Below are 19,914 nucleotides of genomic sequence, written 5' to 3' on the forward strand. Positions count from 1 at the left end.
CAAGAAAAGACTCTTCACTTCATCACTCCTTTCATTATCTCCATGATGTATATTTTCAGTACATAGTATGCGAATCAATGATCTATCGTATGGGTATGTTGATATAAAATGTATAGTATTCGATTTAATTGAATAGTTTTGGTTTTCTTCTGTTTTTAAGTTGCAATTTTTACTAGAGATGATCAAACTTTCTATTTCAACTTCTAAAGGAAACATACAATGGAAACATACAATTTTTATATTTTCGGGTAGATGAACTATACAGGTGTTTTAACCGAACATATATTGTAATTAATGGTATTTTAAGAATTTTCTTTTTAAAAAAAATAAATTATCTATACTCGAATAGATTTAAGCAGGTGAATGTACTTGAGTCACTATAATAGCAATAAGGATGTGTTATAAATTTGAACGCGGATCAAGCGAAGCATGATATTAATATTGAATTAGCCATGGAATGCTGGAATTATTATAATAAAGATCTCTTTTCCGAAATAAATAGTTTACATGTAGAAGCCCTCCAAAGCCTTTCGATGGAGGATATAGATAAATGGCTAACAGGAGAGCTGACATTTTATAATAATTTAGATGAAGTTAATACAGCTAAATTGTTTAATGAACATGAAAAAAGCCAAATTAAAAAGCTCTATTCTTTAATAAAAGAGCCTAATTTTATCAATCAGCTCCTTGTAATGGCTATAGAAAAAAATGAAATTCTAATAGATAGCATTTTTGGAAATGAAAAAGCTAGTTCAAGGCAGAGCATTTATCTCCCTGTGCATATGGGCAGGAATTTCCTAAGGTTTATAGATGGAAATGAATCTTTTTATATAATTCAGCGATTTAGTTTTACTGGTATTTATTTTCCTACAAGGAAGATTGTTATTGAGATTACAGGTAAAAAATACAGAAATAAAAACCTGATAAAACATGTACAGCAACTAAACCGAGAAATGGTTCGCATATTTGATAAAATTTTAATCTTTTTACAATCGAGAAATAGGGTATCTCTTTATGGTCTTTTAGTTTCCTGCCAAAGACCTTATCATTATTTTAGAGATTTCTTGCCAATCATTCACAATTTCCGCCATGTATCAGGTCTTGAATTAAAAAAAAATAATCATTTCAGCAATATTCCTAAGATTATTTCATTTGAAGATGGGATGTTCTATTCAGTAAAAAACCTATATTCACTTCCTTGTGAAGAACAAGCAGTTGATAAAAAAGACCTGAACGAGATTCTATATGATAATTATGGATTTATTATTCAGCCATCTTCAAACAATAGGTGCTATTCGGAAAAGCTATTTTCAGACTTAAATAATTTACTGATCAGTAAGTCAATTGATAGATTATTAACACACCCTAAGGAAAGAAGAAAATTTGAAAAATTAAAGGATTGCTTTCCAATTTTGTGGTTCGGAATATGCGGTGAAAAAAGGTCATGGGTCGAAAAGGTTGAAGGCATAGAAAAAATTGTCCGGGAAGTGCATAAACTATATCCAAATGTTGGAGTTGTGTTAGATGGCTTAACTTCTACAGAAGTACAAAATGAAAAACTATTCAGAAAGGAAATTGCCCGAGAGGACGCAGAAGTTGCAAAACAAATATTAAACATAATTGATCCATCGATTCCGAGTTTTAATCTTATTGGAAGTACTTCTTATAAGAAAATTGCTTATGCATCACAGGTGGATTTTTTCTTAACAAGTTATTCTACAGATACTATGTATGTTGCCCATGTTTGTGGAAAACATGGTGTGGCACATTTAAATACCATCAAAAGAATCAACCTGCACAAACACCCCTATATTTATAAAATCCCTGAAAAGTTCGTAAATAACATCCTAAATGATAAAAACCAAAATGAAGGACCTAATGTAAGCTACAGTGTGGATCCAGAAGTTGTTTGCTCCATTTTCATGAAAAAGCTGCAAAAGTTCCTTTCAAAAAAATAGCAGGATTTTAACATTTTTAAGATGCTAGCAGGAGGAGCCTAATAACGGCCCTCCATATTCTTTTCCTTTTAATAAAAGAATAACCAGCAATCACTTCTAGATCATACTTCATCATTTGCAATGTTTTGGTCATGTTCCCTGTTCGAATCCACATTTGCTCAACAATGGCTATAGTCCATACCATTTTAAACGTGTTACATATTATGTTTAAAGGAAATGATTTATTTTATTTAACCAAACAATTTTGTTTAAATTTGTTGCTCCTAATCAACTAGTTAGCCTTTTAAGTTTACTGATTTAATGATGGGATTTTTTTAAGAAAGAGGGAAAGGAATTGGATCAATTAAAGCTATTGGACTGCACACTTCGAGATGGCGGGTATTATAACTCCTGGGACTTTGATCGTTCCCTTATCCAAGAATATTTATACGCAATGGATGCGATGGCTGTTGATTATGTGGAATTAGGTTTTCGAGGATTCAGCAAAGAGGGATTTAAAGGTGCCTGTGCTTATACAAGTGACAATTTCATTCGCAGTCTGGACATTCCGGATAGCTTAAAATTAGGAGTTATGGTCAATGCAGGTGATATGTTAAAATATCCCAATGGTATTGAAACGTTTTTATCTGACTTTTTTACACCAGCAGCAGATTCACCCGTGAGCCTAGTTCGCTTTGCTTGTCATGTACATGAGTTTGAGGCTGCGCTGCCAGCATGCCACTGGCTAAAAGGTAAGGGGTATACTGTAGGATTCAATCTTATGCAAGTGGCTGACCGCAGTATTCCAGAGATTAAAAAGTTAGCCTCATCAGCGAATAGGTCACCTATTGATGTTCTATACTTTGCAGACAGTATGGGCAGTTTAGATCCTGAACGAACGTCGGAAATAATAAATATTCTCCGTGAGGATTGGAAGGGACCCTTGGGTATACACACGCACGATAATATGGGATTTGCTTTGGCTAATTCTATGCGTGCCGTGGAAGAAGGGGTTACTTGGATTGATAGTACTGTTACAGGAATGGGCCGTGGTCCAGGAAATGCAAAAACAGAATATATAGCTATAGAACTGAATTCGCAGCGACAGGTGCACTCCAACCCTATTCCTTTGTTGAAGGTTATTCAAAAGTTCTTTAAACCGATGCAGCATGAATATGGATGGGGGACTAATGCGTATTATTATTTGGCAGGAAAATACGGAATCCATCCCACTTACATTCAGGAGATGCTTAATGATTCACGCTATAATGCGGAGGACATACTAGGTATAATAGATCACTTAAAATCCGAAGGCGGGAAAAAATTTAGTATTAACACTTTAGAAGCAGCCCGTAACTTCTATGCTGATGAACCAAAGGGAACTTGGAATCCGGCAGACATGATAAATGATAGGGAAGTTGTTATTATTGGTACCGGACAAGGAATTGTCAAGCATCGTCAAGCATTGGAGGATTACATTCAAAGAGAAAAGCCTTTTGTTATTGCATTAAACACACAAACTCAAATTGCTTCAGAATTAATCGATATTCGTGCAGCATGCCATCCTGTACGCCTGCTTACAGACAGCACTATTCATAATAATTTGCCCCAGCCTCTTGTTATCCCATTCTCCATGCTGCCAAAAAAAATAATCAATGCATATAGCGGCAAAAACATACTGGATTTCGGTATTTCGATTAAGGAAAAAACTTTTAGGTTTGAAGAGAATTATTGTGTTCTGCCAAACTCCCTTGTCATTGCATATGCATTAGCTATTGCAGCAAGCGGCAAAGCCTCGCGAATTTTATTGGCCGGTTTTGACGGATACGGTACAGGAGATCCAAGAAGCAATGAGGTGGATCAATTATTATTCAGGTTTTCGCAGTTGCATGGTACACCTCCAATAGCTGCAGTTACACCAACTCAATATAAAGTTCATTCCACTTCTATTTATGTTTTATAAAAAGTTCCTTTGGCTTCAAAGAAAAAAGGATCCTGTTTTGGAATAGATATTATGTCAAAATACATGAGCCAATGCATAGATTTGAAATCTGATGTTCACAACAGAAAAATTTATAGAACCTATTGTTTGGAGGTTGTTATGAAATATTGTGTCATAATTCCAGCCCGTTACAAATCTTCAAGGCTGCCAGGAAAACCTCTAATTAAATTAGCGGGGATTCCGATGATAATCAGAACCTACCATCAATGCATTAAAGCATGCCCTTCGGAACTGGTTTATGTTGCAACAGATGATGATAGAATCCGAAAAATATGTGAAGCAAATGGCATCCAAGTCTTAATGACATCAAAAGACTGTCTCACCGGGACTGACCGAATTGCAGAGTGTGCAAACCAGGTGGATGCGGATGTGTATATAAATGTTCAAGGTGATGAACCATTATTTAACCCTAAAGATTTAGAAAAGCTTATTTTAGAAGCGGAGAACTTTCCTGGCGAGGTTTTAAATGGTTTTTGTCAAATTAATGATGAATTACTTTTCAAAAGCAGTTCAATTCCAAAAGTGGTTTTTCGGCCAGATTATCGATTGTTATACATGTCTCGTTCAGCCATACCATCTAATAAAGAACACGGTTTTGAAAAGGCTTGGCGTCAAATTTGTGCATATGCCTTTCCGAAGAAAGCATTAGTGGATTTTGCATCCCTGAGAAAGAAAACAGTGTTAGAAAGTATAGAAGATATTGAAATTCTCCGTTTTTTAGAACTTGGATGGGAAGTCCGAATGATTCAGCTATCTAGTGATTCAATTGCAGTTGACACACCAGAAGATATCCACCGTGCAGAATCTGCAATAAAAGAGCGGGGGCTCTAAAACAATTAATGATGGCGGATTATGCGTGTATGCTGGAATAGCTTTCATGTAGGTCGAGATTTAAAACATAGAAAATTAATTATTATTCATTTCCCATACTGGCTCTTTAGGATAGATCAAAAAGCATGGGGAGGAAATAAATGAAAGATAGATTAAATCAATATGATATTATTATTTTTGATTGTGACGGAGTTATTTTGGATGTAAACTTGTTAAAATGTGAAGCTTTCGGAAAAGCAGTGGAAGGTTACCCTCAAAAGAAAATTGATGATTTTGTGGAACATTGTAAAAGAACCTTTGGTGTATCAAGATATATAAAATTCAAAGAATTTTTAAGTGATTTTGCTAAAGTTCCATTCGAAGAAAAGATTTACAATGAGTTTTTGCAAAAGTACGGAAGATTATGTAATCAAATTTATGGAGATTCTGAAATAACAGAAGGATGTATAAGCTTATTAACAGAGCTGCAAGTGTTAAAAAAACGATTATACATTGCTTCTGGAAGCGACGAAAAAGAATTAAATCATGTCTTTATCGATAGAAATTTGAGTCATTACTTTCAAGCGATTTATGGGTCCCCAAAAACTAAACTGGAATGTATTGCAGATATACTCAGAAATAATCCGAATAAAAAGGCAGTTTTAATTGGTGATGCCATCTCAGATATGGTGGCTGCAGGAAAACATAAAATAGACTTTATATATATGGCAAAATATACTGTTCAATCCCAAAAGCAGGATGAAATGTGCAGAACGAAAGCTAAGTTAGTTATTAATTCATTGTATGATCTAACCAAAGATTAAACTTTGCACTCTATTAAAATATAAGTATCTGAATGTCTCTCTTTTTATTTTAAAATAGAAACAGCAAAAGTTTGAAAAACAGAGAAGCTGACCTTATAAAAATGAGGTCAGCTTCTTTATATTACTATTTCTTTAAACCATCAATTAAAATTTTAATTACTTCAGGACGACTGAACTGCGAAGGTGGAGTAATTCCTTTCCGCAGCATATCTCGAACTTTCGTACCGGATAAGTGCAGATGGTCTTCCTTGTTATGGGGACATGTTTTTCCGGAGGCCATATTTTCACATTTAGTACAATAAAAACTATGTTCAAAGGAAAGAATCACAATCCCAATTTCTTCTGCACTAAATTGGGTAAAGATTTTTTGTGCATCATAAGTTCCGTAATAACTACCCACTCCGGCATGATCTCTTCCTACAATAAAATGGGTACAGCCAAAGTTTTTTCGAACCAGTGCATGGAAAATAGCCTCTTTTGGTCCAGCGTACCTCATGGCAGCAGGGAAAACCGCTAAATATACCCTATCAGGGGGAAAATAGTTTTTTAATAATGCTTTATAGCTATTCATACGAATATTCGCTGGAATATCATCCGATTTTGTTTCTCCAACTAATGGATTTAAAAACAGGCCATCCACTATTTCCAACGCTGATTTTTGAATATATTCGTGGGCACGGTGTATAGGGTTTCTGGTTTGAAAACCAACAACTGTTTTCCAGTTATTCTTTTCGAATTCTCTCCTGGTTTCTAAAGGAGTTTTATAGTACTTTATAAAATCAGTTTTTTTTGGGGGGAGCTTTGTTAATGTAATAGGGCCAGCCAAATACACATTAGGACGTTCAAAAAGCTTTTTTACACCTGGGTGATTTTGATCTGTTGTTTGATAGACATGTTTTGCTTCCTCTGTTTTATTAGGGGAATAAATTTCTTTAAGATCTAATATACCATAGACGATGTTTTCAAATTTAAGCTTAACTTTTTCCCCGATTTTTAGATTCTCCGCTGCATTTTCACTAACTGGGAGAGTAATGGGGATACTCCATACAACCCCATTTGACAACCTTATATTATTTATCACAGATTCATAGTCTTCTTTACCAAGAAAACCGGAAATCGGGCTGTATGCCCCATTGGCAATTAGCTCTAAGTCAGACAGTGCCATAGAATCAATTTCTATTTCTCCAGTTATATCAGAGGCATCTAAGCTTAAGTCTATTTGATTGATTAATTTTCCGCCATGAGGAACACTTAATGGCAAATTAATCACTCCTTTGTATTTTGTTTGAGACCAACTTTTTCGAAAATATATGAAGAAAGCAGCTCAACGGATTGGACAAGTGATAGTTCATTGGTATCAAGAACGATATCTGGATTTTTGGGTTCTTCATAAGGCTGGTCAATACCTGTAAACTGTTTAATCTCACCATTTCTTGCTTTTTTGTAAAGGCCTTTAGGATCTCGTTTTTCACACTCTTCCAATGAACATTTCACATAAACTTCAATAAATTCATCAGGCAGGAATATTTTTCTTGCGTGTAACCGGTCTTTTTCAAATGGAGAAATAACAGCAGCAAGCACAACAATCCCTGCATCTACAAAAAGTTTGCCAATCTCAGCAGTTCTTCTTATATTCTCTTTCCTATCCTCCGAAGAAAAAGATAGATTACAATTTATTCCATGCCTAAGGTTATCTCCATCTAATAAATATACGTTTAAATTGTTTTTGTATAATTCATGCTGAAGAGCATTTGCGATAGTGGATTTTCCTGATCCAGATAAACCCGTAAACCAAATCATTAAACTTTTGTGCCCGTTTAATTTTTGTCTATCTTCTTTTTTTATTGCGGAATGATGCCAGATAACGTTTTTATTATTTTCGTTCACAGCCATTATTACAATCTCCTTTCCTTGCCCCATCATTGGAAAGGGCATCACAGCCAATAATTAAAAGTTGTGATGCCTTATCTGCTGTTTTCTTTTCTAAAATACTCAATTGTCTTCTTGAGACCCTCATCCAGGGAAACAGTTGGCATCCAGCCTAATAAATCCTTTGCAAGAGAGATGTCAGGTTTTCTGCGGGCAGGATCGTCTTGTGGTATTGGTAAAAAAGTAATTTTTACAGAGTCGCCTATTTGACTTGTTATTTTTCTCGCTAAATCTATGACAGTAACTTCTGCTGGGTTTCCTATATTAACCGGACCTGGAAAACCTTCAGTATGATTCATCATGGAAATCATTCCAGTAATCAGATCGTCTACAAAACAAAATGATCTTGTTTGGCTTCCATCACCATAAACAGTTATATCGTTTCCCTGAAGGGCTTGAAGGATAAAGTTACTGACAACTCTTCCGTCGTTTAGTGCCATCCCAGGGCCATACGTATTAAAGATGCGGATCACGCGTATATTCACTTGATGCTGCCTAAAATATTCAAAGAATAATGACTCAGCACATCGTTTGCCTTCATCATAACAGGCCCTTGGCCCAATTGGATTGACATTCCCATTATAAGATTCTTTTTGCGGGTGGATAAGGGGGTCTCCATATACCTCACTGGTTGAGGCGAATAGTATCTTTGCTTTATACTTTTTTGCCAGTTCAAGCAGATTCATAGATCCAATAAAGTTAGTGGTTAATGTTTTAACTGGGTCAAGCTGATAGTGGGGAGGGGATGCAGGACATGCGAGATGGTAGATTTCGTCTGCTTTAATATCAATCGGCTGTTCAATATCATGCAGGATAAATGTAAAACGCTTATTTCTTATTAGATCTGCTATATTTCCCTTTCGTCCTGTATATAAATTGTCAAGGCAAATTACTTCATGGCCTTGTTGTAAAAGGAATCGGCATAAATGAGAACCTAAAAATCCAGAACCCCCAGTGATAAGAATTTTTTTGGTTTTCATTTATGCGTTCCTCCCTATACATTTATAAATGAATCCTCTCTCTTTCATAACCTTAGGGTCATAAATATTACGTCCGTCAAATATGATAGGCTTATTAAGAAGCTGCTTCATTCTATCTAAATCGGCTTGCAGAAATTGTGGCCATTCTGTACAAATGATTAAAGCGTCTGTACCTGAAATAGCTGAATATGGATCTTGAAAGTATTCTATTCTATCATCATCAAAAACTTTCCGAACCCTGCCATTGGCAATAGGGTCACATGCATGGATTTCTGCTCCATGTCTAACTAACAATCGAAGAATTTCAATTGAAGGGGCTTCACGGATATCATCAGTTTCAGGTTTAAAAGCTAATCCCCATAAGGCAAATTTAAGCTTTGATAGATTTGATTCACCGAATTGATCGACAATCATTTTAAACAGTTTTTTTCTTTGGAAAAGATTCACTTTTTCAACTGATTCCAGCAAGTATGTGGGAATATTTTTATCTGAAGCAGTTTTAATTAATGACTTAACATCCTTTGGAAAACAAGAGCCTCCGTATCCTATACCTGGTGATAAAAAAGCATGGCCTATCCTATGATCTAATCCGATTCCTTCCTGCACCATTTTAATATCAGCACCGAATGAATCAGCTATCTCAGCTATTTCATTAATAAAACTAATGCGGCTTGCAAGCATGGCATTTGCTGCATATTTAGTAAGTTCAGCTGAAGGAAGATCCATTACAAGCAGCGGATGCCCCTTATATGCAATAGGGTCATAAAGTTTTTTCATTTGATTTGCAGCTTGAGGATTATCACTTCCTATTATGATGCGGTCCGGATTTAAAAAGTCCTTTATGGCCTTGCCTTCCCTTAAAAACTCGGGATTGGAAACAATGTCAAAATCCAGATCACGTAAATCTCTCTTATTAAGAGCATGCCTGACAATGCCTTTTACTCTTTCTGCTGTTCCAATTGGAACAGTTGATTTATTAACAATAATAGAGTAAGAGTTCAAATAGGTGCCTATCTGTTCAGCTGCATTAAACACATAAGAGAGATCTGCAGAATTGTCCTCAGCGGAAGGAGTCCCAACAGCAATAAAGATAAATAAACTTGATTGTATAGCTTTTTGGATATTAGCAGTAAATGTTAAACGTCCGTCTGCAGCATTTTTCTTAACCAATTCCTCTAATCCAGGTTCATAGATGGGGATTTTACCTTTATTTAACTCTTCAACAATTTCAGGGTTATGGTCAACACAAACTACATCATATCCTAATTCAGAAAAACATGTACCGGTAACCAAACCCACATAGCCCGCACCTAAAATACAAATTTTCATGTTATATCCCCCTGTGTTGACAAAGTTGTTTAATCCCTTCTTCGAGGCTTATTTTGGGAGACCAACCTAAAGAAGCTAATTTATTAATTGATAGTACATTGTAAAACAAATCGCCGTCCTTAGCGTCTTTATATAGAGGGGGAATGGATTCTGGAAAAAACTGATAAAAGAAGGTGATAAGTTCATTTAATGAAGTGCCTTTAGCAGTTCCTACGTTGAAAATTCCCTGTAATGAAGTATCTAGTTGGCTGAATATAATATTGGCATTTACAACATCACTGACATGAATATAATCTCGAACCTGCTCTCCGTTACCGTAGATAACAGGCTGTAATTGATTTTTTATTCTATGCGCAAAAATTGAAATTACACCAGACTCGGATAATGGATTTTGGCGGATTCCATATACGTTTGAATAACGTAATATGACCGATTGAAACCCATAAAATTTGGCGTAGAAATCTATATAATACTCTGCTGCAAGTTTATTTATTCCATATGGAGAAATGGGATTTGTTTTGTGTTCTTCTGAGGTTGGCTTATTTGGTGCTGCCCCATATACCGTGCCTCCCGATGAAGAGAAAATAAATTTTTTTACACCAGCGTGGCCTGCAGCTTCCAACAGCCTAACAGTCGCAAGCAAGTTTAATTCAATATCGTAAAAGGGATCAGCAACTGAGTTTCTTACATTTACTTGTGCCGCATGGTGATTAATGATGTCGGGTTTTTCTTTCTTTATTAATTCAGAGACTTCATTATCTAACAGAGACATTGAAATAAAGCGGGCATTAGGATTTAGATTAGCTAGTGTACCGGTTGAAAGATTATCCAAAATAATTACTTCATAACCGAGGTCCACATAGCGGTCTGCAAGATGCGACCCTATAAAGCCTAAACCCCCTGTAACTAGTACCTTCATGTTAATTCACCACCTATTTCCTTACTAAGTTTACCCTCGTATTTCTCATGTGTTCTATATTATGCTTCTTAACAAAATACGACACCGGCAACTGCCCGTATCAAGAAATAAACATGTTTGTAAAAATAGGAAGGCAGTTAAAGCTTATTTACTATGAAGTGATTTTGGTATCTTCGATTCTAAAAGACGCAAAATTTAATTAATGATCTTTCTATAGAATCCAGAGGATACCTTTAGGCTTTTGGTAATCCGCTTTATACACATTTTAAAAACTTTTCCACATTCATCTGATACATCCTATCAAAATTTACATAACATATATTAACTTAATAGATAAGAGGTGAGATTAAATGACAGTAATTAATGTTCCTGCTGGCGGCAGTATTAACGCAGCTATCGCAGGAGCAAATCCTGGTGATACAATCCGGGTAGAGGCAGGCGTATTTCAAGAAAATATTGTCATCTCAGCTGGCCTGGATCAACTGAGACTTCTGGGTGCAGGGGTCGGTCAGACAATTGTGGATGGGACAGGTTCCCCAGGGGATGGAATGGTGGTAAACTCAAGCTTTGTGACCATCGCCGGTTTTACGGTAAGAGATTATACTGCTAGTGGTATTCTGGTTAATACAAGTGATAATATCATCCGTAATCTCGAAGTACAAAATAATGGACAAGTGGGAATTGAAATCGTAGCTGTTGCAGAACGCAACTTGATTTTTAAGATAAAATCGACAGAGAACAACAACGATGGAATCCTTGTTAACGGAAATAACAACTATGTGGTCGAATGTAAGATTATAGAAAATGAAGATGACGGTATTGTATTAAATGGTACAAATAATTTAGCTATACGAAATAGGGCTAATGGTAACATGGCTGATGGCATTGAAGTAAATGGAGGACACATTGTTATCGACAATGTTTTCAAAAACAATGCAGCCGATGGGATTGACCTTGTTACTGGTGGTAACCTTATCTTTGGAAATAGGGTCAATCGCAACACAGACAACGGAATTGAAATGTCAGGATTTAACAATAACCTGGTCATTAATAACAATGTGAAAAATAACAGCAATGATGGGATTGTTAGTGCAGGCGGAGATAACAACAGGATCGTAGGCAACAAAGTAAAGAAGAACGCGTTTACAGGAGTTGAACTGGATTTTAACTCAAATGAAAACGTCGTTGACCAAAACCTGGTGAAAAAGAACATTGGTCCTGGTATTCTTCTGACAAGTGATGCAGACGGTAATGCAGTTCGAGAAAATTCACTCAGCGGCAATACCCCGGATATTCAAGCAGATACTCCAGCGGATACAAATAACACCTTTGATGAAAACGATTGTCAAACCAGTTCCCCTCCAGGACTCTGTTCCTAAAGTATTGAATATCACCTGCAAGTCAAGGTTAGAAAATAGGACTAAGACAAAGAAGCTGTCTCAATATTCATTGAAAAATGAATATACAAAGTCAGCTTTTTTCTTTTTCTTCTATCATTAGAATAGGCTTATAGCAATCCACTATCTGCACATTTTAAAAACCTGTCCACGATCGTCCGATACATCGTATCGAAATTTTCATAACATATATTAACTTAATAGAAAGGTGTTGAGAATATATGGCAGTAATAAATGTTCCTGCTGGCGGCAGTATTAACACAGCTTTCGCTGGAGCAAATCCGGGAGATACCATTCGTGTAGCTGCCGGCACTTTTGATGAAGTTGTTGTCATTCCAGCAGGACTGGACCGCCTGAGACTTTTTGGAGCCGGGATCGGTCAAACGATTTTGGACGGGACAGGTTCCGCAGGTTCAGGAATTACAGTTGATTCAGCTTTTGTGACAATTTCAGGTTTTACGGTAAGAGACTATAGTTCTAATGGGATTCTGATTGATACCAGTGATAATATCATTCGTGACCTTGAAACTCGAAACAATGGAGAAGATGGAATCTTTATTGTTTCCATAGCCGAACGTAACTTAGTCCTTAATATAAAAGCGACAGAGAACGGCAGTGATGGAATCCAAGTTGATGGTGATAACAACTATGTAGTCGAATGTAAGTTTATAGAAAATGAAGACGCCGGCATGGATATAAGAGGTACAAATAATTTAGCTATTAGAAATAGGTCAATCGGGAACCTTGGCAATGGTTTGGAAGTAGACGGAGGACACGTTGTTATCGATAATGTTTCCAGAAACAACGAAAGAAATGGGATTGACACTTTCACTGGAGGTAATCTTATCTTTGGAAATAGGTTCAATCGCAACTCATTAGGTGGAATAGTTTTAGCTGATGATAACAATAACTTGGTTTTTAATAATAATGTGAAAAATAACAGCGATGATGGGATTGATTTAGATGGCGGAGATAACAATCGAGTCATCGGGAATAAGGTAAAGAAGAACGCGTTCACGGGTATTGAATTAGATGAAAACTCTGATCAGAGCATCATTGATCAGAACCTGGTGAAAAAGAACGTAGGTCCTGGTATTCTTTTAACAAGTGATGCAGACGATAATGCAGTTAGAGAAAATTCACTCAGCGGCAATACCCCGGATATTCAAGCAGATACCCCAGCGGATACAAATAACACCTTTGATGAAAACGATTGTCAAACCAGTTCCCCTCCAGGACTCTGCTCCTAAAGTATTGAATATCACCTGCAAGGCCAAGGTAAGATAATAGGACTAAAACAAAGAAGCTGCCTTAATATTCATTGATAAATGAATACACAAAGTCAGCTTTTTTCTTTTTCTTCTATCATTAATAGGCTTATAGCAATCCACTATCTGCACATTTTTAAAACCTGTCCACATTCGTCCGATACATCCTATCAAAATTTACATAACATATATTAACTTAATAAAAGGAGGTGAGATTGGATGGCAGTAATTTTTGTAAATGCAGGTGAAAGTATTAACGATGCCATTAATGATCCAAACACAAATCCTGGAGATACAATCCGCGTAGCAGCCGGCACTTTTGATGAATTTGTTGAAATTCCAGCAGGACTGGACCGCCTGAGACTTATTGGTGCAGGGATAGGCCAAACGATTTTAGACGGGACAGGTATCTCTGATGATGGGATTGATATTAATTCAAACCACGTAACAATCAAAGGACTAACGGTCAGAGACTATGATTTTAGCGGGATTAATATTACTTCCAGTAATAACATCATTCGGGATGTCGAAGTTCTAAACAATGGGCAAAGTGGAATCGATAATGACTCTGGTGATCGTAATTTGATTTTCAAAGTAATTTCGGAAGAAAACGGTGAGGATGGTATCCACCTAGATGGAAACTACAACTATGTGATTGAATGTAAGACTAATGAAAATGAATCTTTCGGGATTGTTTTGCATGGAGCAAACAATTTAGTTTTAAATAGTAGGGTGACTGGCAACCAAAGTGGCGGTTTTGAGGTAGCTGGAAGCGGCCCAAGTTTTGTCATCAATAATGTTTCTAAAAACAATGGAGATGATGGGGTTGCCGTTTCTTCTAATGGTAACCTCATCTTTGGCAATCGGGCCAATCGCAACACAAGCGATGGCATTGAACTGGGAGAATTTAACGATAATCTCTTATTTAATAACAATGTGAAGAATAACAGTGGTGATGGAATTGATGCAGAAGGTGGAGATAACAACAGCATCCTCGGCAATAAAGTAAAGAAGAACGCTTTTACAGGAATTGAACTAGATTTTGACTCCGATGAGAACATCGTTGACCAGAACCTGGTGAAAAAGAACGTAGGACCTGGTATTCTTTTAACCTCCACTGCAAATGACAACGCTGTTCGTGAGAATACACTTAGCGGCAATACACCGGACATTCAAGCAGATGACCCGGCTGATGAGAATAACACGTTTGATGAAAACGATTGTCAAACTAGTTCCCCTCCAGGACTCTGCTCCTAAATTATTGAATATCACCTGCAAGATCAAGGAAAGATAATAGGGCTAAATCAAAGAAGCTGTCTCAATATTCATTGAAAAATGAATATACAGAGTCAGCTTTTTCTTTTTCTTCTCTTATCAATAGGCTTATAGCAATCCTTTATCTGCACATTTTAAAACTTGTCCACGATCGTCCGATACATCCTATCGAAATTTACATAACATATATTAACTTAATAGAATGGAGGTGAGATTAGATGGCAGTAATAAATGTTCCTGCTGGCGGCAGTATTAACGCAGCTTTCGCTGGAGCAAACCCTGGAGATACAATCCGTGTAGCTGCAGGCGTTTTTGAAGAAAATGTTGTCATTCCAGCTGGACTGGATCGACTCAGACTTCTTGGAGCAGGGATCGGCCAAACGATTTTGGATGGGACAGGGTCCCCAGGGGATGGATTGGTGGTCAACTCAAGCTTTGTTACCATCGCCGGTTTTACGGTAAGAGACTATAGTGGCAATGGGATTCAGGTTGATACAGGAGATAATATAATCCGTGATCTTGAAGCTCAAAACAATGGCGGGAATGGCATCAGTATTTTTGGAGCTCGCAACTTGATTTTTAATATCAGATCAGCAGAGAACGGCGATAATGGAATCTTTGTCAGTGGAGATAACAATTATGTGCTCGAAAGTAAGTTTATAGAAAATGAAGACGACGGTGTTGAATTAACAGGTACAAATAATTTTGCATTGAGAAATAGGGCAATCGGCAATATGAGTGATGGTTTTGAAATAGATGGAGGACATATTGTTATCGAAAATGTTTCCAAAAACAATGAAGACGACGGGATTGACATTGTGTCTGGAAGTAACCTTATCTTTGGGAATAAGTTCAACAGTAACTCATTTGATGGAATTGAAATATCAGGAGTAAACAATAACCTGGTCTTAAATAACAATGTGAAAAATAACAACGAGGACGGGATTGATTTAGATGGCGGAGAATTCAATCGCGTCATCGGCAATAAAGTAAAGAAGAACGCTTTGACAGGAATTGAACTAGATATTAATTCCGATGAGAACATCGTTGACCAGAACCTGGTGAAAAAGAACGCAGGACCTGGTATTCTTTTAACCTCCACTGCAAATGACAACGCTATTCGTGAGAATACACTTAGCGGCAATACCCCTGATATTCAAGCGGATACACCAGCAGATACAAATAACACATTTGATGAAAACGATTGTCAAACCAGTTCCCCTCCAGGACTCTGCTCCTAAAGTATTGAATATCACCTGCAAGATCAAGGTAAGATAACAGGACTAAAACGAAGAAGCTGCCTCAATATTCATTGAAAAATGAATATACAGAGTCAGCTTTTTTCTTTTTTCTACTCTTAATAAGTCGGAAATCACTCATAGTATTTTTCCTATCTTTTTCGACGGGCTATTAGTAATCCTCTAAAAGCACATTTTAATAACTTGTCCACATTCGTCCGATACAATTCTATTAAAAATTCATATCATATATTAAGTTAATTGAAAGGAGGTGAGATTAGATGACAGTAATTAATGTTCCTGCTGGCGGAAGTATTAACGCAGCTTTTGTTGGAGCAAATCCTGGAGATACAATTCGTGTAGCGGCAGGCGTTTTTGAAGAAAATGTTGTCATTCCAGCTGGACTGGATCGCCTCAGACTTCTTGGAGCTGGGATCGGCCAGACAATTTTGGATGGGACAGGTTCCGGTGGTGATGGTATTACAGTGGGCTCAGCTTTTGTGACAATTGCTGGATTTACAGTTAGAGACTATAGTTCTAATGGGATTCTAGTCAATACAAGTGACAACATCCTCCGCGATCTTGAAGTTCTAAACAATGGAAATCTTGGAATCTATACTGCCGCTGATCGTAACTTAGTTATCAATGTTGAATCAAACGAGAATGGTTCTGATGGTATTCACATAGATGGAAACAGTAACTATGTGATCGAAAGTATGTTTAAAGAAAATGAAAGTATAGGCATTGTTTTGCATGGTGTCAACAATCTAGCATTAAGTAACAAGGTAATTGGAAACACTTCTGAAGGTATTGAAGTAATAGGAGGACACATTGTTATCGATAATGTTTCCAAAAACAACGGTGATGATGGGATCGACGTTGGTTCCGATGGTAACTTCATCTTTGGGAATAACTTTAACCGCAACACCAGCGATGGAATCGATCTATCTGAGTTTGCAAATAACTTAGTTTTTAATAACAATGTGAAAAATAACAGCGAGGATGGGATTGATGTAGCAGGCGGAGATAACAATAGCATTGTGGGCAATAAAGTAAAGAAAAACGCGTTTACAGGAATTGAACTGGATAGTGACTCTGATGAAAACATCGTAGACCAAAACCTGGTGAAAAAGAACGTTGGTCCTGGAATCCTTTTAACATCCGATGCAAATGACAACGCTGTTCGAGAGAATACACTCAGTGGCAATACACCGGACATTCAAGCAGATACTCCAGCTCGATACAAATAACACTTTTGATGAAAACGATTGTCAAACAAGCTCTCCCCAGGACTCTGCTCCTAATCAATGAAATAAGAGAATCCCTCTACAGGACTAAAAGTAAATGAATTAAAGAAAAAGCTGAATCAAAAATGAATTTTTGAATCAGCTTTTTCTTTTCTCTTTCCAATGTCAGAAAGCACTTATAGTTTACGGGCTATTACCAATCCTCTAAGAACACATTTTTTTAACTTGTCCACATTCGTCCGATACAATTCTATTAAAAATTCATATCATATATTAAGTTAATTAAAAGGAGGTGAGATTAGATGACGGTAATTAATGTTCCTGCTGGCGGAAGTATTAACGCAGCTTTTGTTGGAGCAAATCCTGGAGATACAATTCGTGTAGCGGCAGGCGTTTTTGAAGAAAATGTTGTCATTCCAGCTCGGACTGGATCGCCTCAGACTTCTTGGAGCTGGGATCGGCCAGACAATTTTGGATGGGACAGGTTCCGGTGGTGATGGTATTACAGTGGGCTCAGCTTTTGTGACAATTGCTGGATTTACAGTTAGAGACTATAGTTCTAATGGGATTCTAGTCAATACGAGTGACAACATCCTCCGCGATCTTAAAGTTCAAAACAATGGAGATGACGGAATCGATATTCAAGGAGATCGCAACTTGATCTTTAATATAACATCGACAGAAAACGGCAGTGATGGAATTGAATTAGATGGAAATAACAATTATGTGGTAGAAAGTAAGATTATAGAAAATGAAGATGATGGTATTGATTTAATAGGGAGTAACAATCTTTTCCTTAAGAATAGGGTGATTGGCAACAGTAATACGGGAATTGAAGTTAATAGTGGAAGCGGAACACTGATCATTGATAATGTTGTCAAAAACAATGCAGGTGGGGTTTTTATTTTTTCAGATGGTAACCTTGTCTTTGGGAATAGGGTGAATCGCAGCTCCTCCCTCGATGCAATATTCCTGGATGGGTTAGATAATAACTTGTTATTTAATAACAATGTGAAAAATAACAATGGAGATGGCATCGATTTAAATGGTGGAGAAAATAATCGCGTCATTGGCAATAAGATTAAGAAGAACGCTTTTACAGGAATTGAACTAGATAGTGACTCAAATGAAAACATTGTGGATCAAAACCTGGTGAAGAAGAACGCAAGTCCTGGCATACACCTAACTAGTGATGCAGACGATAATGCTGTTCGAGAGAATACACTAAGTGGCAATATACCCGATATTCAAGCAGATACTCCAGCAGATACAAATAACACCTTTGATGAAAACAATTGTCAAACCAGTTCCCCTCCTGGACTCTGCTCCTAATGAAATAGTCTGTTCTCCAGCAGATAAAAGAAACTAATATTATGATTTAAAGAAAAAGCTGTCTCAATTTGACTTTATAGAGGCGGCTTTTACTATTCTGTCACTAATAATCGAAATACCCACGGGCTTTTGGTTATCCTCTAAATATCCATTTTAATCACTTGTCCACATTTGTCGGATACATTCTACTGAAATATTCATATTATGTATTAATAATAGAAACAGGTTTTTTATTCGCAAAGCAGCTGGCTGAACTGTTGAAAACGTTGTTACTTCTTCATAAATGGATTGCTCCCTATTTAAAATAAAAATAAGGAAAAGGTGGGGTGTATGTACAAACAAAAGAATTTATTAAAAGAGATACCTGAAATAATTTTTAAGGAAAAAAAGCTTTGGTGATTTTATCCACACAACGAAGTGGAAGTACTATGCTATGCGAAGATATAAAATCTCTTGGAGTATTAGGCACACCAGAAGAACATTTTTGGCAAGTGCTTAATCAAAATAAAGGCACAGCAGGTGAACAATTAGTCGAATATTTTACCTCAAATGGAAACCTCAATAACTCTGATTTTTATTCTATTAAATTGATGTATAACCACCTTGATATGTTTGGATTTTGGATAAGTGATAGAGTATTAGACACAGAAACCAATACTAAAAATATCGTGAACTTGCATTGCAGTTTTTAAAGAAAAGTTTGAAAATGTAACTTTTATATATATTCAGCGTAAGAATAAATTTGAACAAGCATTATCACACTACAGATCAGCAAAAACAAATTTATGGCACATAATCGATGAAAAAAAATTAAGACCAAAAACTCCAATTCACTTAAAGAAAATCAGTTGCTTGATAATATAGATACAGAGCTTTTTAATAGAATATATGACAAGACATATAGGCATGATAGGCAATTACAAAGATTTATAAAGAAACAAGGAATAAATTATTTACCTTTGGTATATGAAGAAATTAGAAATGACTATCCGAACTATTTGCTGGATATAGGTGCAAAGGCTGGAGTTAAACTGGACATTAACTCTTTAGGTGAGAGAAAAATCAAAAAAATAGTACCCAATGATTTTGTTTTAAAATTTAAAGAAGCGTTACTTGAAAAAACTGATAGAGAATACATCTAAAATTGTTTTTAAATATAACAATAGTATACTCCATATTCTATTATCATTTTCACATACTTTTTTATATGGATTAAAGCTGAATTTTATTTCGCTGCGGATTTTTAAGGAATTGGGTATTAGATAAGCCCCAGCAGGCTGTGATATTGCTTAACTTACGGTACTAGCCTACTAGAGAAATAACCTTGTGACGATAATCATGCAAATTAGATGAACCGAAAAGCCAAGTTGAACTTTTAGTATGACCTTCAAATATTTTCTTAGTTAAATTATTTATTGACCAACAAT

Annotated in this window: 18 protein-coding genes; 13 read left to right on the top strand and 5 right to left on the bottom strand. The window is 36.3% G+C overall.

Annotated features, from left to right (window positions below; translation table 11 throughout):
• Nucleotides 1–407: 407 nt before the first annotated feature.
• From QUF73_04275 to QUF73_04290, 4 genes are all read left to right on the top strand, one after another.
• On the top strand, nt 408–1,958 hold the full coding sequence (locus QUF73_04275; GenBank protein MDM5225417.1) for a hypothetical protein: 1,551 nt from the start codon (nt 408–410) through the stop codon (nt 1,956–1,958).
• A gap of 334 nt (nt 1,959–2,292) precedes the next feature.
• Nucleotides 2,293–3,900 carry an aldolase catalytic domain-containing protein gene (locus QUF73_04280; protein ID MDM5225418.1) on the top strand — a complete coding sequence of 536 codons (1,608 nt, stop codon included), beginning with the start codon at nt 2,293–2,295 and terminating at the stop codon, nt 3,898–3,900.
• 51 nt (nt 3,901–3,951) lie between these two features.
• Nucleotides 3,952–4,770: a 3-deoxy-manno-octulosonate cytidylyltransferase gene (locus tag QUF73_04285; GenBank protein ID MDM5225419.1), complete on the top strand. Its 819-nt coding sequence runs from the start codon at nt 3,952–3,954 to the stop codon at nt 4,768–4,770.
• 140 nt (nt 4,771–4,910) lie between these two features.
• The gene (locus tag QUF73_04290; protein ID MDM5225420.1) at nt 4,911–5,573 is read left to right on the top strand and encodes an HAD hydrolase-like protein; all 663 of its coding nucleotides are present in this window, start codon (nt 4,911–4,913) and stop codon (nt 5,571–5,573) included.
• 124 nt (nt 5,574–5,697) lie between these two features.
• Here the strand turns inward: QUF73_04290 and sat are convergent, their stop codons facing one another.
• The 5 genes from sat to QUF73_04315 form a co-directional block, all read right to left on the bottom strand.
• A complete protein-coding gene (sat, locus tag QUF73_04295) occupies nt 5,698–6,834 on the bottom strand; it encodes a sulfate adenylyltransferase (GenBank protein MDM5225421.1) in 1,137 nt (378 codons plus the stop codon).
• Nucleotides 6,835–6,839: 5 nt separating this feature from the next.
• Nucleotides 6,840–7,466, bottom strand: a complete 627-nt coding sequence (gene cysC, locus QUF73_04300; protein ID MDM5225422.1) for an adenylyl-sulfate kinase — start codon at nt 7,464–7,466, stop codon at nt 6,840–6,842.
• A 71-nt stretch (nt 7,467–7,537) separates the two neighbouring features.
• Nucleotides 7,538–8,482 carry an SDR family oxidoreductase gene (locus QUF73_04305; protein MDM5225423.1) on the bottom strand — a complete coding sequence of 315 codons (945 nt, stop codon included), beginning with the start codon at nt 8,480–8,482 and terminating at the stop codon, nt 7,538–7,540.
• The gene (locus QUF73_04310; GenBank protein ID MDM5225424.1) at nt 8,483–9,811 is read right to left on the bottom strand and encodes a UDP-glucose/GDP-mannose dehydrogenase family protein; all 1,329 of its coding nucleotides are present in this window, start codon (nt 9,809–9,811) and stop codon (nt 8,483–8,485) included.
• A gap of 1 nt (nt 9,812) precedes the next feature.
• Complete coding sequence (locus QUF73_04315) at nt 9,813–10,730, bottom strand: NAD-dependent epimerase/dehydratase family protein (protein MDM5225425.1); 918 nt, start codon at nt 10,728–10,730, stop codon at nt 9,813–9,815.
• 350 nt (nt 10,731–11,080) lie between these two features.
• Here QUF73_04315 and QUF73_04320 point away from each other — a divergent pair, with 350 nt between their 5' ends.
• The 9 genes from QUF73_04320 to QUF73_04360 all read left to right on the top strand — a co-directional run bounded on the left by QUF73_04320 (nt 11,081) and on the right by QUF73_04360 (nt 19,629).
• Nucleotides 11,081–12,109, top strand: coding sequence for a right-handed parallel beta-helix repeat-containing protein (locus QUF73_04320; GenBank protein MDM5225426.1), 1,029 nt, complete (start codon nt 11,081–11,083; stop codon nt 12,107–12,109).
• A 239-nt stretch (nt 12,110–12,348) separates the two neighbouring features.
• Complete coding sequence (locus QUF73_04325) at nt 12,349–13,377, top strand: right-handed parallel beta-helix repeat-containing protein (GenBank protein ID MDM5225427.1); 1,029 nt, start codon at nt 12,349–12,351, stop codon at nt 13,375–13,377.
• A 237-nt stretch (nt 13,378–13,614) separates the two neighbouring features.
• Nucleotides 13,615–14,652: a right-handed parallel beta-helix repeat-containing protein gene (locus QUF73_04330; protein MDM5225428.1), complete on the top strand. Its 1,038-nt coding sequence runs from the start codon at nt 13,615–13,617 to the stop codon at nt 14,650–14,652.
• A 236-nt stretch (nt 14,653–14,888) separates the two neighbouring features.
• A complete protein-coding gene (locus tag QUF73_04335) occupies nt 14,889–15,911 on the top strand; it encodes a right-handed parallel beta-helix repeat-containing protein (protein ID MDM5225429.1) in 1,023 nt (340 codons plus the stop codon).
• Between the two features lie 278 nt (nt 15,912–16,189).
• Nucleotides 16,190–17,158, top strand: coding sequence for a right-handed parallel beta-helix repeat-containing protein (locus tag QUF73_04340; GenBank protein MDM5225430.1), 969 nt, complete (start codon nt 16,190–16,192; stop codon nt 17,156–17,158).
• 299 nt (nt 17,159–17,457) lie between these two features.
• Nucleotides 17,458–17,652 carry a hypothetical protein gene (locus tag QUF73_04345; protein ID MDM5225431.1) on the top strand — a complete coding sequence of 65 codons (195 nt, stop codon included), beginning with the start codon at nt 17,458–17,460 and terminating at the stop codon, nt 17,650–17,652.
• Complete coding sequence (locus QUF73_04350) at nt 17,627–18,487, top strand: right-handed parallel beta-helix repeat-containing protein (GenBank protein MDM5225432.1); 861 nt, start codon at nt 17,627–17,629, stop codon at nt 18,485–18,487. The genes QUF73_04345 and QUF73_04350 overlap by 26 nt, the downstream gene beginning before the upstream one ends.
• 395 nt (nt 18,488–18,882) lie before the next feature.
• The gene (locus QUF73_04355) at nt 18,883–19,179 is read left to right on the top strand and encodes a Stf0 family sulfotransferase (GenBank protein MDM5225433.1); all 297 of its coding nucleotides are present in this window, start codon (nt 18,883–18,885) and stop codon (nt 19,177–19,179) included.
• A gap of 156 nt (nt 19,180–19,335) precedes the next feature.
• The gene (locus tag QUF73_04360) at nt 19,336–19,629 is read left to right on the top strand and encodes a hypothetical protein (protein MDM5225434.1); all 294 of its coding nucleotides are present in this window, start codon (nt 19,336–19,338) and stop codon (nt 19,627–19,629) included.
• The last annotated feature ends 285 nt before the right edge of the window (nt 19,630–19,914 follow it).

Origin of the sequence: Cytobacillus sp. NJ13 (assembly GCA_030348385.1) — a bacterium.
Taxonomy (GTDB): domain Bacteria; phylum Bacillota; class Bacilli; order Bacillales; family Cytobacillaceae; genus Cytobacillus.